Origin of the sequence: Pinibacter soli (genome assembly GCF_029961145.1) — a bacterium.
Lineage (GTDB): Bacteria > Bacteroidota > Bacteroidia > Chitinophagales > Chitinophagaceae > Pinibacter > Pinibacter soli.
In genome coordinates, this window is sequence record NZ_JASBRG010000007.1 from 2,365,026 (window position 1) to 2,381,399 (window position 16,374).

Below are 16,374 nucleotides of genomic sequence, written 5' to 3' on the forward strand. Positions count from 1 at the left end.
ATTAATTATTAATTATTAATTCGTCAGTTCGCCGTCACCTTCTTCGTACTCTTAAATATCTCGTTCACTTTATTAAATTCTTTACGGTAAGAGAAGCTAACGCCAGAGCGGTTTTTTGCCTTACCGGCAATATAACTGTAGTTATCGCGATAGAAGAATGTTAATCGGAATTTGCCGTCTGGAGTAAGTTTGTATTCCACACTTACGTCAGGCAGAAACTGGAATGCGGCCTGGCTCTGTGCAGCAGTTAATCCAAAGTCGAAGGCGCTTCCCAACATAAACGTCAATCTTTCGTTCATGTAACTTTTATTTACACTGAATGTAAAATTAGTTCTGTCAGGGATGGCAAAACTGTTTGCTTCAGTCGGATCAGTAGGGTTCACGGTACTTGAAGCGTTGTACAAGCTGGCATTAATGGTAATACGCAAGCTTTGATCATTAAACACGTTTTGGAAAATGCTTGAGAATTCTTTTGTCAGCATGGTGGAAAGAAAACTTGATATGCTGTTTATTACCAAACCTTCAAATACGGTGTTTCCTACTGTGCCTTGTTTGCTGGCGGTAACGGGTGCAAAAGAATTGAACAATACAAGAAACGACACCTGTTTATTCACTTCATTTTCGTCACGCCTGATCAAGGCAATGCAAGCTTGTAACTCTGGGTCATTTTGTGTAGCTCCTCCCTCTGGAAGTTCAATATCAAATTTAATCCTTGGCGCCGTTAACCTCTCTGTAATTTGCGCAACTACCAATACTGTTCCACGATAACGATTCGGATCTTTTATATTTGAACTTTGACTAGGCATCAATGCTGTTACAAGATCGTTGAACTTAACATTCTCCGCTTTATACTCAGCATTGATATTTAAAATCGCCTGCGCCGGGTTGCCACTCCACAAAATATAGTTTGATGAGTTTTGACTCAATGTAAAATACCTTTTCAATCCCTGGAAACTAAAATTATAATTTCCTCTTTCAATTTCATAACGGCCGTTCATAGTGAGATCTTCTGTTGTGCCAACTGTCATCTTAATATTTCCATGTCCCTGCGCTTCAATCACATCGCCGGTAAGTTCATCCATAATGAGATAAACGTGGGCATAGTTATTTGCAGTGATATCCATTGACACATTCAGGTTGGTACCAAATTTATCTCTCTCCTCTGCTTTCATTTCCTTACCGTATGTTTTGTATACGATAAAATCTGCCGTTTCACTCTCGTGAGATGACGCCATTGGCAAATAGAGTTTCGATGAATCCGTTGGCTCTCCCTTTATCGTCATCTCCATTTCATCCATCGGGCCGGATAATGTCAGGTTTACCTTGCCAATAACGGTTCCATAAAACTGTTTATTATCCGTTGTTATTGTATTCAGCACCAGCAAATGGTTTGAGCGCACTCTGAAATCAAACGCAAGATTATCGAAGCTTTGGTGATACAATTTACTATCTACCACCTCTCCGGTGTTTCCGAGTGTATCCTTTATGGTAAACGTTCCGAAGTTGATCACACCATCTTCAAAATCGACATTGGCTTTCGGTATTTTGTAGTAACATTTCGTATAGTCGATCAACATTCCGCCATCGGCTAGCGCAACTTTACCAAGATACTTTAATTTTTTCGGAGAGCCTGTAATGGTAAGTTGCCCTGTTGCTTTTCCTGTCAGATGCGACGCAATACCTTCAAGATATTTTTCAAGCGGATGGATATCAGTATTTTTAAGATTGGTAACGATATTCAAATTATCTGTCGTGCTGTCTACTACATTAAACATTCCCTGCAAATCAAACTGATAGTTGGGGTTATCTGAAACGACAGAGAATGGAGCCTCTTTTTTATTGCCATCATATGCTGCAGCAAGGCTTAGAACGCCAATTGAATCATTGTCCAATCTAAACTGCTCTGCCTTTGCATTTACATCAATTTTCATTTTTCCAAATGGCGAAGTAATGTTTACATCGCCCGTTAATAATCCTTCCAGTTTTACTTCCTTCTCAAAGAACGGCGCAAAATCGCCGATATTTATTTTTGTCAAACTAACATTCAATGTATTGGCACTGGATGAATCTCCGGGAGAAGCAGTCAGGTAAATCTCCTGGTCATCGCTGTAAATACGAAACCCGTCCGTCATTACGAAGTCCCGGCTAAGGATGAGTTCCCCATTATTATCAATAATCCATTTCTTCCCGTTTATATCAAATGAGGAAGGCTTAAAGCTAATGCGAACACCATCTGTAAGCGTTTGCACATCAGCGTTGATCTGAGCATTGTTTAATGTTTGATTGGCCGTAGTAGCGATCTTCACACTGGACATATCATTTGCAGAAACGATACTGATGGCACTTTTAGGAAAATGCAAACTGTCGTTTACATAAGTGTCGCCAATATTTGTAGTTAAGTAAAGACTGTCCAAATTCCCCCTGGCAGTCATCTTCACATCGTTGAATGCGACATTGCGATAAGAAAATTTCGGCACGTCAGAAGTCACTTCAAACACATTATCCCTGCTGTTGATCCTTCCCGAAACTGTTGAATTATTAAAACCACTCACCTTGTCGGTAAACAATGCGATGTAATCTTCGATACCTCTTGTAGTAATTACAAAGCTGAATTTTTCCTGTTGCAGTTTCTTTGTTGAGGGTCTTATGTAACTAGGGTAATACCGGTTTAGAAATGTTTGGAAAGCGTCAGGCAAGTTTTTAATATTAAATTGACCGGCAATTGCTGCGTCCATTTCGTTACTCATTAACACCAGTGTCTTATTGCTGTCAACCACACTTGAATACAAGGTTAATGAATCAAACGAAATACGTTGCCCCTCTTTAAAAATAGATGCATCATACACACGTGCCGAACCTAAGAAATTGTCGATATTATCTCCTTCAAAATTGAAACGGAAATGACCGTTAAAGTCGATATCTTTTTGGGTAAAGTTTAATTTTTGAAGATTAGAATGCTCGATTGTGGAAGTAAAATCAAAGCGAGGTTTTTCACCAGAAAAATCAACCAGGCCATCAAGGTTGCCGTCTATATTTTCATCCTTGATCATTAAAAGACCATTAAACAAACGCTTCGCAACCTTTCCATCAACGGTTATATTTTTATAAGCATAATTATTGAACTCAATCGATGAAAGTTTTCCTACGAGAGAAGCTTCCAGTTGGCGGAATGTAAATGCCGTACCCTTTCCCGATCCGTCAAAAGAAACTTTTCCGAATTGTTTGTTATCAAGAAAAGAGCCCAAATCAAAATTGGTTGTTGTAAGTTTTCCCGAATAGATCGCCAATCCTTTTTCAGGAAGCTTCATGTGAATGTCAGTCGTTAGATTTCCCAGGTTTGTTTCAATCGTGCCAAACGTTACAAAGTCGCGTATGTAACCGTTAAAACTTCCTCTGAACCTAAGATTTTGGACACTGCTCAGTTTGGGTTCATCTATTTCTTTTATCTCAGGAAAAATTGTTGATGCATCTGCATAGGTTGTGCGGAGTTCATTCGCCTTGAACGAAATAAAAGTTTGCTCAATATCCGGCAAGCCTTTCATGCTGAAATCCCCATTAAGATAAGTTGTTTTACCAGCCTTGACTTCCAGGTTTTTGCCCGACATATTTTCTACACTTCCTTTTACATTGCCGGTAAAATACACCTGCTTTTTCCAGTTTTTCAGTTCAGGCGCGAAGTACGCAATATCATCGCTGTTAATCTCAGAATCTTTGAAGTGCCCATCCATCACAACTTTGCTAATGTAATCGCTCATGTCATCAAAATCGTTGTATCGCATTGCGTAAAAATTACGCAGCCTGCTTTTAGGCGTACGGATATCAAGGTTGTGAAACTCCATCGCTCTGGGATGAAACTTCACATCGGCTTTCATTGAGCTTACCTGGAAACCACTTCTCTCTTTCGTACTTAAAGTGAGCTGACAAGAAAGTGTGTCTTTTTTGAAACGAATGTTCTTAAATGTACTGTTTACTTGTCCAAACAAAATATGTGCTCCATCGAAATATGGATAGGGATCACGTTTTGTGTAAACATCATTTCTGAAAGTCCCTTTTGTAAGGGTCAATTTGTTTACTGCAATGTCCCATCCTGCTTCGTTCCACTGCAGTGAGTCAGGATTGATTTTATGCGAAACAGCAACCGTGTCATTAGGATTCTTTACACGGGGCGGTCGTCTTCCGTCATAATTGTAAATCGAAAAAACCGGCTCATTAAGATCAATATTATCTACAACGATTCTCTTCTTTTTCAGATTAAACTCCTTGGTAACAAGTGCAAATGATTGTAACGAAAAACCCATATCCTCGCCGCGCCATTCATCTTTCTTGAGAATGTGAAGATTTTTCAAGTCTATTTTCTGGAGATTTAAAACAATTGAACTTTTCTTGGTCGATGTATCTGGCTGAGATGGCGTTAAGTAATCTACAAGAAACTGGTAGTTCCAAACCGAGTCGGTACGGTGCAGAAAAATGCTTGCATCCTTGAGCGCGATATATTTAAGATTAACATCTTCACCCAAAAAAAACCAATTATTGATGTTTACTTCCACGACACCTGCATATAACAATGAGTCTTTGTTATGATCCTTTACAAGTGTCCCTTCCAGCAGCATCTTGTCAAAAAGACTGAAATCCACATGCTTGATCTGAACTGTGGTATTTAATTCTTTGGAAAGTCGTTTGGTAACTTTACCTATAATCCAGTTTTGAACCAAAGAAGTCTGAATAAGCACCCATGCCAGTAATAAGATTACCAGCAGCGACAGAAAGAAATATCCAATTATTTTCCGGGCCTTTTTCAGTAAATGGGGATTGTAATTGTAAAAATACTTAAACGATGATAATGAGCAAATTCGATACCAGAAAAGGCTTTAAGTTTAACAGCTAATCCAAAAAAAAGCCAATTATCCTGTGAAAGTTTACTTGATTGGCTCCTTCCCACTTCGTTTCATGACCAAAATAGCTTTTGCAGTCAAAACATCTTCAAAATGACATTGCTTTAACAAACCGTATTTCTCGGTTTTATTATTTTAGTTAATTTAGCCTCTATGAAATCATTGAAACATTTCATTGAATGGCACATTTTCGGTGTCTGCTCGTACCTCGGTGAAAAAATGGGAATCGCAACGTCTTCCATTCGTCGTTTTTTTATCTATGCTTCCCTTCTTACAATGGGTTCTCCTATCATTTTCTACCTTATTTATGCTTTTTGGATCAACCTCAAAAAGTATATGTTTGCCGCTAAACGCAATCCACTTAAGTATCTGTAAGCATAAGTTGCAGCAATCGGTTGCAGACAAATTAAATTAATTTACAGTATCTTCTCCTCTCTTCTTCAAATGGTTGCATGCCATTTCAAAATTACTTGTTAAAGCAATTTCGTTAAAAGTCCGTTTTGGATAAACATGAGACTTTATCGGTTACAGAGTTCCACGCATGTGTAAGTATCTTTGCACTGTGAATAAGGAATAAGGTTTGGCCCGTTTTTAATTGATCCAGAAAGTCCGTGAGAAGCGAGTTATCATAAGAATATATTTCTTACAATAACTAAACATGAGTAAAAATCTAAACCCTTTGTAAAGTGAACCGATTCTCTATCCGATATCATAATTATTCAGACTTTGTGCATGGCGTAGCCGGCGCGTTTGATCTAGAAATCAAAAACAATGAGTTTGAATTACCTGAGTCGCTGGGAAGTGGATTCGTGAAAGGTATAGATCTCGGAAATGGATTAAGTGTACTTATGGCAGAGACGTCTCTACGTCATGGCCTGGTGCTGGAAGTCGGAATCGTAGATGAAGAATTTTATGTTCTGAATTTCCAGGAATCAAATCCGGAAACCGATGATAAAAAAGATCAACAACCGGACGATTTCATTCTCCTGCAGACAGGAGTGTATTTAAGAAGTTCTTTAAATAATGCACAATATTATGTGCCCGCAGGGCACGTGAGATCTGTAAGTGTAATAATGCCTCTGGCCTGGATGCAGCATTTTGCTGAAACCACAGAGTCGGGTATAATGCTGGAACATTTGCGCGGAATACCTTTTCAAAAGCAGCATTTACAACTTATGGATACCGAGTACAGGATTATAATCAATAAATTATTTGATCCCAAACTCAAGACCCCTTTACGAGAGCTATTCATTGGCAACCGCGTTATGCTGCTGATCGAAAAATTCTTCACAAAGCATTATCTGGGTCTAAACGGTGTAGAAAGAGAAAAACACCTTACTGCTGAAGAGCTTAAAAGGCTTGCAGAAGTTGAAAATAAACTGGTCAACGGTTTATTTGAGGAAACGCCAACAATTGATGATCTGGCAAAAATGGCCGCGATGAGCGCTACCAAATTAAAAAGATCTTTTAAGTCAATTTTTGGGCTGCCGGTGTATGAATATTATCAAAATCACCGCATGCATGTAGCAAAAGACATCTTGCTAACCGGTAGTTATACCGTGAAGCAGGTAGGACAAAAAGTAGGCTACCAGAATATCAGCCACTTTGCCGCAGCGTTCAAAAAAATCCATGGAGTATTACCCAGCCAAATGCTGGTTAACAAATAGGTAAGTTTTAAGGTTCAATGGTGTTGTTTAAAAATGCGAAGCCCCTTTCCAGGGGCTTCAATGTTTTATATAATTGCCAATTGGTCAGGTTTTCAGCTTGTTTATCTTGTCCAGCATTTTCGCCAGTGCTATGACTCTGTCTCTTACATACTTCGCATTCTTATCAAACATTATCATCGCATCGTATTCTGCACCTTTAGGTTTTGTAAACGGCTCCTGGTATGGATTGTCTTTCTTAAAGCTGAGATAGGTTTTCTTAAAATATTTATCTCTCTTATTCAGCCATTCAATTTCATTCTTTTTAAATTCCGATTTCTTTGTTGTATCAAGCGAGTTGTAAATGGTATGATAAAAAGCATTTACCAGGCTATCCATCTGACAGTAATATTTTTTTGCACACGCAAATGTCTGGCGGCCGTTATCAAGGCACACCTTGTATTTAACGTCAACGGAGTCGATGACTTTTCGCGTTTGTCCAAACGCAACAAATGACAGATAGCAAAATCCCGCAAGAACAATTATGAGTTTTGGGGCCATAGAGGCGAATTCAACTTGAGAATTTGAAAATGGATCGTATAAGCAATTCCAAGACTTCAAATCAACACATTTTGAGAGAAAAATTTGGTAGAAACGCGTCACAGAACGCATTTCTACCAAATTTTTAAATTCTCAAATTATACTACCCCTAAATTACTGCTTTTCTCAATTTCACCAATTGTTCGAGCAACCCTTCCAGTAAATCCAATCTCAGCATGTTTGCTCCGTCACTTTTCGCTACTGCCGGATTGGGATGCGTTTCAATGAACAGTCCATCTGCGCCGGTAGCAATTGCTGCTTTTGCAATGGTTCCAATCAGTTGAGGGTTACCACCAGTTACACCGCTGGTTTGGTTTGGCTGCTGTAAGCTGTGCGTACAATCCATCACCACAGGTACACCATGATCTTTCATCCACGGAATATTTCTGTAATCTACTACCAGATCCTGGTAGCCGAAAGTTGTTCCTCTTTCTGTTAGGATAATTTTATTGTTACCGGCCTTCTGTATTTTTTCTACTGCGAACTTCATTGAAGGACCATTAAGAAACTGTCCTTTCTTAACGTTTACAATTTTTCCTGTTTCTGCGGCAGCCACCAGCAAGTCTGTTTGCCTGCAAAGAAAGGCAGGTATCTGCAGTACATCCACAAACTCCGCTGCCAAAGGCGCTTCAATAGCTGAATGAATGTCGCTCGTTGTGGGAAGCTGAAAATGTTTACCCGTTTTTGCCACTAGATCCAGGCCCAGTTCATCACCCAGACCGGTGAAAGAGCTACCGCTGGTACGGTTGGCCTTTCTATAAGAGGCCTTAAAAATATAAGGGATCCCTAGTTTTTTACAAATACCAAAAACCTTGTCTGCCACTTCCATTACAAGTTCTTCACTTTCTACCACACAAGGCCCCGCTATCAAAAAGAAATTTTTCTCGTCGTATTGCTGATTAGCAAATGCATCTTTTAAGAATTGTTCCATGTTTACAAATGTACTCAATTTGAAAATTTGAAAATATGAGAATTTGAAAATGTGTTAGTTTGAAAATTGTTCCTCTGTGTTAGACCCAAGACTAAATTAATACTCGCTAGAAGCAAAATTCCAATAAACACCCAGCGCAAAAAGCATTTTCAAATTTTCAAATTACCACATTTTCAAATTTATCATAGGTTTGCACACGAAACAATTAAACATGGTTAAAGAGAAAATTTTAGTAATAGGCGCTTGCGGACAGATAGGCGTAGAACTTACGTTAGCCTTACGGAATATCTATGGCGGATCGAACGTGATCGCTTCGGATATGCGTGAGGAAAATGAATTGCTTAAAGGCACCGGTCCTTATGTAACGCTGGACGTGATGAACAAGGAAATGTTGCACGTGCAGGTAATTCGTCAAAATATCACGCAGGTCTATTTGCTGGCCGCGATCCTTTCGGCAACAGGTGAAAAAAATCCGAACCTTGCGTGGCACCTGAATATGCAAAGTCTTTTGAATGTGCTTGATATCGCCAGGGAAGAGAAATTGCATAAAGTATACTGGCCGAGCAGCATTGCGGTTTTTGGGCCAACTTCGCCAAAGCAAAATTGCCCCCAGCAAACTATCATAGAACCTTCCACCGTGTATGGCATCAGTAAGTACGCAGGAGAATTCTGGTGCAATTATTACTACCAGCGTTATGGCGTAGATGTAAGAAGCATTCGCTATCCCGGTTTGATCAGTTATAAATCTGCTCCGGGCGGCGGCACGACAGACTATGCTGTTGAAATTTTCCATGAGGCATTGGAAGAAAAAAAATACGACTGCTTTCTTGAAGAAGACACCTATCTGCCAATGATGTACATGCCAGATGCGATTCGTGCAACAATCGAACTGATGGAAGCGCCCAAAGAAAAAATTTCTATCCGCACATCGTATAACGTTGCCGCAATAAGCTTTTCACCAAAAGAAATTGCGGCCTGCATTAAAAAGCACATTCCTGATTTTGAAATTTCCTATAAGCCAGACAGCCGCCAGGCAATTGCCAACAGCTGGCCCCAAAGCATTGATGACAGTGTTGCACGCAATGACTGGAATTGGAAGCATGAATATGATTTGGAGAAAATGACTGGTGATATGTTGGAGAATCTCAAATAACAGAATAACTGAGTAACTGAATAACTGAACTCTATGTGCAACTTTCAGCTGTTTCGGCCGCTCTCAGTTATTCAGTTACTCAGTTATTCAATAATTACATAGCTATGAAACAAATAATCACCTTTTTAACCGTTACGCTGTTTATAACTACCGTTTATGGACAAACGCTAAAAAATGGTGTTTGGCGGGGAGTCTTGCAAAGAACGGATGGCAATGAGATCGCTTTCAACTTTGATGTAAAGCAGGTGCAAGGCAAAAGTGTGTTTATTATTCATAATGCTGCAGAAAGACTTGAAGTAAAGGATATCAGTTTCGCAGGAGATTCCTGTTTTATCAACATGCCTTTTTTTGAATCGCAGTTCAGATTGAAAGTTATTAATAATGGGGAGCTTGCCGGACTTTGGATTCGCGGATCGTCTGCAAAAAATCTTGTCGTTCCTTTTAAAGCAGTATATGGCAAAACAGATCGTTACCCTATTACAGCCAAAGCATCTCACAATATAAGCGGCAGATGGGCGACAACCTTTTCATCTGCTGACGGCAATGAACAAGCTATAGCCGAACTTGTACAGAAAGGACAAAAAGTAACCGGCACTTTTCTAACTACTACAGGTGATTACAGATTCCAGGAAGGTGTGGTGAATAATGATTTTTTGCAGATGTCTGGCTTTGATGGTGGACATGCCTATTATTTTTCTGCCAAAATAAAAGATGCCAAACATCTGTCTGACGGCCTTTTCGTTTCAGGACCGGCTTACAAGCAGTCATGGATAGCCGAAAAAAATGATACCGCAACTTTGCCACAAAATGAAGCTGCGATGTATGTAAGATCAGGAGAGGATAAACTTAATTTTTCTTTTACAGACCTTGAGGGCGTAAAGGTTTCGATCAATGATGAAAGATTTAAAAACAAGGTTGTTGTTATTCAAATAATGGGAAGCTGGTGCCCGAATTGCATGGATGAAACTGCTTTCTTAAGTAGGTTTTACGACAAGAATAAAAACCGCGGTATTGAAATGGTAGCGCTTGCATATGAGTACAGCGAAGATTATCAGCGTTCGCAAAAAAGTCTCCGCAAATTTCAGGAACGTTTCAATGTACAATATCCAATATTGATCACCGGTGTTAGAGCAAACGACACTTTACGTACGCAAAAAACATTACCGCAGCTTACTCCTATCATGACGTTTCCTTCTACTGTGTTCGTTGGAAAAGATGGCAAAGTAAAAAAGATCGATACTGGCTTTAATGGCCCTGGAACAGGTGTACATTATGATGAATACAAAAAAGAATTTAACAGAATCATTGATGAATTGTTGAATTGAAGGTTAAGGAGTGAAATGGGGAAATAGTATTTTAAACAGATGGCGTCACATTTGATTTAAGAGCAAATCAAATTGCGGAATGATCACATCGATACTTTAAAGAGCCTGCTGAAATTGAAAGAAAAGGAAATCAATTCATTGAGGGATGAGTCGAAAAAATAAATGTCCGGAAAAAAAGAACCACCATTAAGGCGGTCCGTTTTTATTAAAAGAGATTATCTGAATTATTTACTCCGGAAATGAAATGTCCGCAACAGTTTTCTTTTCCAATATTTTCAAAGTAGCATCTCTCACCTGTACCATTGCCATATTTAAGCCACATTTCTTTTCATCGCAATTTTTACAACGCTCATAAAAATTAAGGCTAACACAAGGCAGCAGAGAGATTGGTCCATCCAGCAGTCGCATGACTTGTGCAAGATTTACCTTCTTTGGTTCAATTGCGAAAAAATAGCCGCCCCCTTTTCCTTTCTTACTATCAAGAATTCCGGCCTTTCGTAATTCAAGAAGGATATTCTCCAAAAACTTCAGCGGAATTTTCTTTTTCTTGGATACTTCAGCAATGAGTACGGGGCCTTCATGCTCATGTTGGGCCAGATACATCAGGGCTTTGAATGCATATTGTGTTTTCTTCGAAAGCATTGGAAGTTATGAGTTATGAGTTTTAAGTTATAAGTTTTGAGTTATAAGCAATAAGCATAAAGTTTGAAGCAGCAAGACATTCTCATTTACTTACTACTTATAACTTACAACTTATAACCTATTGCCTTCCCTACAGTCCTAACACTTCTTTCATGCTAAAGATACCTTTTTTGTCCTTAACAAATTCGGCCGCCAATACAGCGCCTGTAGCAAAACCGGTTCTGTTGTGGGCCGTATGAATAATTTCTATATCGTCGATCGCGGATGTATATAAGGCGATGTGGGTTCCCGGAGCAGGATCAACCCTTTCGCTTAGAATAACCAGATCACTGGCGTTATCGCTTTCTTCATTAATCCATTTTGTTTTGCGGGCAATTCTTTCCAGAATTTGTTCAGCCAGGGAAACCGCAGTTCCGCTTGGAGAATCTTTTTTCTCAGTATGATGGATTTCTTCTAAACGCACATCATATTCTGCGTGGGGAGCCATCAATTCTGCCAGTCTTTTGTTTATTTCGAAAAATATATTGACGCCCACGCTGTAGTTGCTGGCGTAAACAAGCGCACGATTATTTTCATCAGTATATTTCCTTACAGTATCCCATTTGTCCAGCCAGCCTGTGGAGCCGCACACGGTAGGCACGTTCCATTCCAGCAATTTACTTACATTGTTGTAAGCACTGTGCGGGCTTGTAAATTCAATGGCAACGTCGGCTTTGGCAAGATTTTCTTTGGTAAACTCATGTTGGTTATCAATATCGAGCTTTAAAACTATCTCGTGACCTCTTTTCAGAGCGATTTCTTCTATGGCTTTACCCATTTTACCATAACCAACTAAAGCAATTTTCATAACAGTTTGTTTATTTGGGCGAATTGAATTCGCCTGTTAAGATTTCCTGTAATTACAAAATCTCCGATATTCGGAGACTCAGTGTGAATGCAATTCGCCCCTACGGCAAACCACGCAGCGCCGTCTTCCCTTTGTGAATATCAAACACAAGGCTGACACCAAATGTTTGTCCTCCCACTTGCGGAACTATGTTTGGTTTAATTTTCATGCTCAAATCATCAGTCACATCAAAGTGTTTCAGGTGTGCATCTACGGTAGCGTCTACCACATTCAATCCCCAAAACAAAATGAACACCAATGCCGCATAATCGACATATTGACGGAACTGGTTCCTAACGTTGCGTACCGAATTGATATCCCCCTGGTCTACCAGCGGTTTCAGATACGGGGCGATATTATCGTAACTGGTGCCGGCGCTATCTTCCGGAGTCATATATTTGATTGCGTAGTTAGCATCCCGAACAGTCTTCATATTATCGACAAAAACATAAGTGGTAATGCCAAGGGCAGCATAAACGATCGGCACTTTCCAGTAACTGCGATTATATACTTGTCCCCACCCCGGTATTATTGCGGAGCGTAATGTAGCTTGGCTGGGGTCGTGTTTTCTCATTTTACCATGGATCATGGCCGAATCGCCGTACAAAGAAGCCGGCTTTTTTTTGGCGATGATGGTATCATGTGTAATCTTCAGGGTGTCTTGCTGACAGAATGCAGCATTACTTGCTCCTGTAAAAAATAGAAGAACGAATAAAAAACGGTAAAACTTCATTTTTTTTAGTTAGCTGACACGCCTAATTGTTCCAGTATTTTGTTGAACTCCTGTAAAGAATAGTATTCCAGCGTAATACTTCCATTACCTTTTTTGCTGTGATTCAGTTTTACACGGGTGCCAAAATGAGACGCTAAATTATCCTCTATTTTCTTATATGTAGGTGGTAATGTTGATTTTGAAGCAACTTTAACAGCAGCGCCTCCTTCCTTGTAAGCGTTACGAACCAATTCCTCGGTTTGTCTTACGGAAAGACCTTTATTTTTAATTTCTCCGAAAATATATAGCTGCTTATCTACTGCATCAATGTTGATCAAGGCTCTTGCGTGGCCCATGCTGATCTCTCCGTTGCGAACGGCAACCTGCACATCTGGTGGCAATTTTAAAAGACGGATATAGTTTGAAACGGTACTTCTTTCTTTACCCATGCGTTCTGCAACTTCTTCCTGCGTATGGGAAAGCTCTTCCATCATGCGTTTATAGCTCAAACCAATTTCTATGGCATTGAGATCTTCGCGTTGCAAGTTCTCCAGCAGCGCAAGTTCCAGCAATTGCTGGTCGTTTGCCAGACGGATGTATGCAGGCAAATCTTTCAAACCTGCAATTTTAGAAGCGCGGTAACGGCGCTCACCAGAAATCAACCTGTACTTTCCAGTAGGTAATTTAGAAACAGTGATCGGCTGTATAATGTCGTGGATCCTGATAGAAGCCGCCAATTCATTCAGCGCTTTTTCATCAAAATCGTGACGTGGTTGTTTTGGGTTGGTTTCGATCTGCTCAATCGGAATACGTAAAATCCCAGTCGCCGCTTCCACTACATTATTCTTCAAATGCGTTCCGGCAGCTGTTTTCAGGTCAGCATCGATGCCCTGTAGCAACGAACGGATGCCTTTCCCTAATAATTCTTTATTACCTTTTGGATTGTTACCTGGTTGTTTTTTCTGGTCACTCATTTTTTTAGAGTTGAAAATTGAAAGTTGAAAATTGAAAGTTGAAAGTTGCGGGGCTGCCAGGCTATCACAAATTCATTTATTGGCCTTACAACGCATCACTCAAAACTTACAACTGATAACTCATAACTTATTACTTAAATCTTATTTATTCTTCTTCGTCGCCTGCCCCAATGATCCTTTCTTCCTGGGATATCTTGGTCATGTTGTTTTTCTGCAAAATTTCCTTAGCAAGGTTGAGGTAGTTAACCGATCCTTTGCTGAAGGCATCATACAAAATAGAAGGCTTGCCCACACTTGGCGCTTCGCTTAATTTGGAATTACGGTGAATGATCGTGCTGAAAACAAGATCATCGAAGTGACGGCGCACTTCACTTACCACCTGGTTGCATAAACGTAAACGGCCATCGTACATCGTCATTAATATACCCTCAATCTGCAGGTCCGGATTCAAGCGGTTTTGCACGATCTTGATTGTATTTAATAATTTGCCCAAACCTTCAAGGGCGAAAAATTCTGTTTGAACGGGAACCGCCACGGAATCCGCAGCCGTCAAAGCATTTACAGTAATAAGACCAAGGGATGGCGAGCAGTCGATGATAATAAAATCATATTCTGATTTTACCGGCTCCAATATGGCTTTCAATACACTTTCCCTGTTAGGATAGTTGATCATTTCTATCTCAGCACCAACAAGGTCAATGTGAGAAGGAATTACATCCAGATTAGGAATTTCAGTTTTCAGGATTACGTCCCGCGCAGGTGTTTCGTTAACCATGCAATCGTAGAGTCCCTGCGTAATATTATGCAGGTCGAATCCAACACCGGTGGTACTATTAGCCTGCGGATCTGCATCCACCAGCAAAGTCTTGAACTCGAGCACCGCAAAACTTGCTGCAAGGTTAATAGCAGTAGTTGTTTTTCCTACCCCACCTTTTTGATTCGCTACACCAATTATTCTTGCCATATTTACTTATTACTTAATTACTTTCTACGGAGCCAGATAATTATCTGGCTCTATGTGCGTTTCCCTGTTCCGGGCCGCAAATGTAAAATATTATATTCCTTCCGCAATTTGAAATTAAAATTTCAAATTAAAAACTTGCGTAAGGATTTAAAAACCAGATTTTTAGAATTCAACAACAACTATCGTGAATTGGGTTGCTCAACTTCGAAGACACCGCATTGACGATTCACCATTCTCATTTCACGATTTACACGTCAATCGTTTCCCCAATACCAGGCAACAGCAGTGTTTTTCCCGCTTCTTTAAACAACTGTAATGTTTTTTCCCTGTCTATTTTGATAAATCCGAACGTATCATAGTGCATGCCTATCACTTTATCACATTTTAACATATTTGAAGCTTCCACAGCATCCGTGGCATCCATAGTAAAGTTGTCACCAATAGGTAAGAATGCAAATTTTAATTTTCCCCAACGTGGAATAAGCTGCATATCAAGTGTTAAAGCTGTGTCACCAGCGTAGTAAAAGTCCCCTTCTTCACTGGTGATCACAAAACCCAGAGGATTTCCACCATATGAGCCATCGGGCAAACCGCTCGAATGGTGAGCCACTACACATTTCACCGTGAACTCGCCAAAGTTCCATTTACCTCCGGTGTTCATCGGATGCGTGTTTTCAACACCCTGCTTATTTAGCCATTCGTGGATTTCGTAGGCTGCAATAACTTTCGCCCCTGTTCTTTTAGCAATTCCAACAGTGTCTGCAATATGATCTCCGTGACCATGAGACTGCAAAATATAATCTGCCTTTATGCTGTTTACATCTATTTTTTTCGCCAGCTCATTGTGTGTAATGAATGGATCAAATAAAAGGTGTTTCCCTTTAATTTCTACTGAAAAGCAACTATGTCCGTAATATGTTATTTGCATAATTCTATGTTTAAGAAGCCATGTTTTTGCAGGCTGACAAAAATAGGAATTATAGTTGTTGGTTGATAGTTGTTAGTTGTTGGTGTTCAATTTTAACTAGCCTTCATTAAAGCCTGATAACTAACAACAATCAACTAACAACTAATAACCTATCTTTATAATTAAATTTTCTTTTTCTACATGTATACCATTATATCCGGTACCAACAGAGCGGATAGTAACACGATAAAGATTGCACGTCAGTACGATTATTTCCTGCGCCAAAAAGGGATTGAACCAAACTTTTTATCGCTGGAAAATATGGACGTAAATCACAGAAGTCCGGCGATGATCCAATTGGAGAAAACTATTTTGATCCCAGCGAAGAAATTTATTTTCATAGCCCCGGAATACAACGGCAGCATTCCCGGCGTTTTGAAATCATTAATCGATATTTCCGACATTAAGAATGTGTGGTGGGGGAAAAAAGCGCTGCTAGCGGGCGTATCGACTGGCCGCGCCGGAAACTTACGTGGTATGGAACACTTTACCGGTATTCTGCATTATGTAAAAGTGATCGTTCATCCTAACAAACTACCTATTTCCATTGTAGACAGATTATTGGATGCAGAGGGGAAAATTACTGATCCGGCTACGGTCAAGGTTATTAATCAGCAGCTGGACGAGTTTATAGAGTTTTAGATAATTCAAAAATCAAAAGTAAAAACAGTCGCGCACGGTTTTT

At 39.8% G+C, this 16,374-nt stretch carries 14 protein-coding genes; 5 read left to right on the forward strand and 9 right to left on the reverse strand.

Annotated features, from left to right (window positions below; translation table 11 throughout):
- Window positions 1-23: 23 nt before the first annotated feature.
- Window positions 24-4,730, reverse strand: coding sequence for a translocation/assembly module TamB domain-containing protein (locus tag QJ048_RS19970; RefSeq protein WP_282336193.1), 4,707 nt, complete (start codon window positions 4,728-4,730; stop codon window positions 24-26).
- Between the two features lie 315 nt (window positions 4,731-5,045).
- On the opposite strand from QJ048_RS19970, the gene QJ048_RS19975 reads away from it, so the two are divergent.
- Both QJ048_RS19975 and QJ048_RS19980 read left to right on the forward strand, forming a co-directional pair.
- A complete protein-coding gene (locus QJ048_RS19975; protein ID WP_282336194.1) occupies window positions 5,046-5,267 on the forward strand; it encodes a PspC family transcriptional regulator in 222 nt (73 codons plus the stop codon).
- A gap of 311 nt (window positions 5,268-5,578) precedes the next feature.
- Window positions 5,579-6,559, forward strand: coding sequence for a helix-turn-helix transcriptional regulator (locus tag QJ048_RS19980; RefSeq protein ID WP_282336195.1), 981 nt, complete (start codon window positions 5,579-5,581; stop codon window positions 6,557-6,559).
- A gap of 84 nt (window positions 6,560-6,643) precedes the next feature.
- Here QJ048_RS19980 and QJ048_RS19985 read toward each other — a convergent pair whose 3' ends face one another.
- A complete protein-coding gene (locus tag QJ048_RS19985; RefSeq protein WP_282336196.1) occupies window positions 6,644-7,096 on the reverse strand; it encodes a lysozyme inhibitor LprI family protein in 453 nt (150 codons plus the stop codon).
- Between the two features lie 148 nt (window positions 7,097-7,244).
- Complete coding sequence (gene kdsA / locus QJ048_RS19990; protein WP_282336197.1) at window positions 7,245-8,066, reverse strand: 3-deoxy-8-phosphooctulonate synthase; 822 nt, start codon at window positions 8,064-8,066, stop codon at window positions 7,245-7,247.
- Window positions 8,067-8,277: 211 nt separating this feature from the next.
- Between kdsA and QJ048_RS19995 the strand changes: the two genes are divergently transcribed.
- Both QJ048_RS19995 and QJ048_RS20000 read left to right on the forward strand, forming a co-directional pair.
- On the forward strand, window positions 8,278-9,219 hold the full coding sequence (locus QJ048_RS19995; protein WP_282336198.1) for an NAD-dependent epimerase/dehydratase family protein: 942 nt from the start codon (window positions 8,278-8,280) through the stop codon (window positions 9,217-9,219).
- Between the two features lie 104 nt (window positions 9,220-9,323).
- Window positions 9,324-10,544 (forward strand): peroxiredoxin family protein, encoded by a 1,221-nt coding sequence (locus QJ048_RS20000; RefSeq protein ID WP_282336199.1) that lies wholly within the window; start codon window positions 9,324-9,326, stop codon window positions 10,542-10,544.
- 228 nt (window positions 10,545-10,772) lie between these two features.
- On the opposite strand, the gene QJ048_RS20005 is transcribed toward QJ048_RS20000, so the two are convergent.
- From QJ048_RS20005 to QJ048_RS20030, 6 genes are all read right to left on the reverse strand, one after another.
- Complete coding sequence (locus tag QJ048_RS20005; RefSeq protein WP_217790479.1) at window positions 10,773-11,186, reverse strand: RrF2 family transcriptional regulator; 414 nt, start codon at window positions 11,184-11,186, stop codon at window positions 10,773-10,775.
- A gap of 130 nt (window positions 11,187-11,316) precedes the next feature.
- Complete coding sequence (dapB, locus tag QJ048_RS20010) at window positions 11,317-12,033, reverse strand: 4-hydroxy-tetrahydrodipicolinate reductase (RefSeq protein WP_282336200.1); 717 nt, start codon at window positions 12,031-12,033, stop codon at window positions 11,317-11,319.
- A 100-nt stretch (window positions 12,034-12,133) separates the two neighbouring features.
- Entirely contained in the window at window positions 12,134-12,805 is a 672-nt protein-coding gene (locus QJ048_RS20015; RefSeq protein ID WP_282336201.1) for a DUF5683 domain-containing protein, read from the reverse strand.
- A 5-nt stretch (window positions 12,806-12,810) separates the two neighbouring features.
- Window positions 12,811-13,758 carry a ParB/RepB/Spo0J family partition protein gene (locus QJ048_RS20020; protein ID WP_282336202.1) on the reverse strand — a complete coding sequence of 316 codons (948 nt, stop codon included), beginning with the start codon at window positions 13,756-13,758 and terminating at the stop codon, window positions 12,811-12,813.
- A 145-nt stretch (window positions 13,759-13,903) separates the two neighbouring features.
- Entirely contained in the window at window positions 13,904-14,722 is an 819-nt protein-coding gene (locus QJ048_RS20025) for a ParA family protein (protein ID WP_282336203.1), read from the reverse strand.
- A gap of 247 nt (window positions 14,723-14,969) precedes the next feature.
- Window positions 14,970-15,650, reverse strand: a complete 681-nt coding sequence (locus tag QJ048_RS20030; protein ID WP_282336204.1) for a metal-dependent hydrolase — start codon at window positions 15,648-15,650, stop codon at window positions 14,970-14,972.
- A gap of 180 nt (window positions 15,651-15,830) precedes the next feature.
- Between QJ048_RS20030 and QJ048_RS20035 the strand changes: the two genes are divergently transcribed.
- Entirely contained in the window at window positions 15,831-16,331 is a 501-nt protein-coding gene (locus QJ048_RS20035; RefSeq protein ID WP_282336205.1) for an NADPH-dependent FMN reductase, read from the forward strand.
- The last annotated feature ends 43 nt before the right edge of the window (window positions 16,332-16,374 follow it).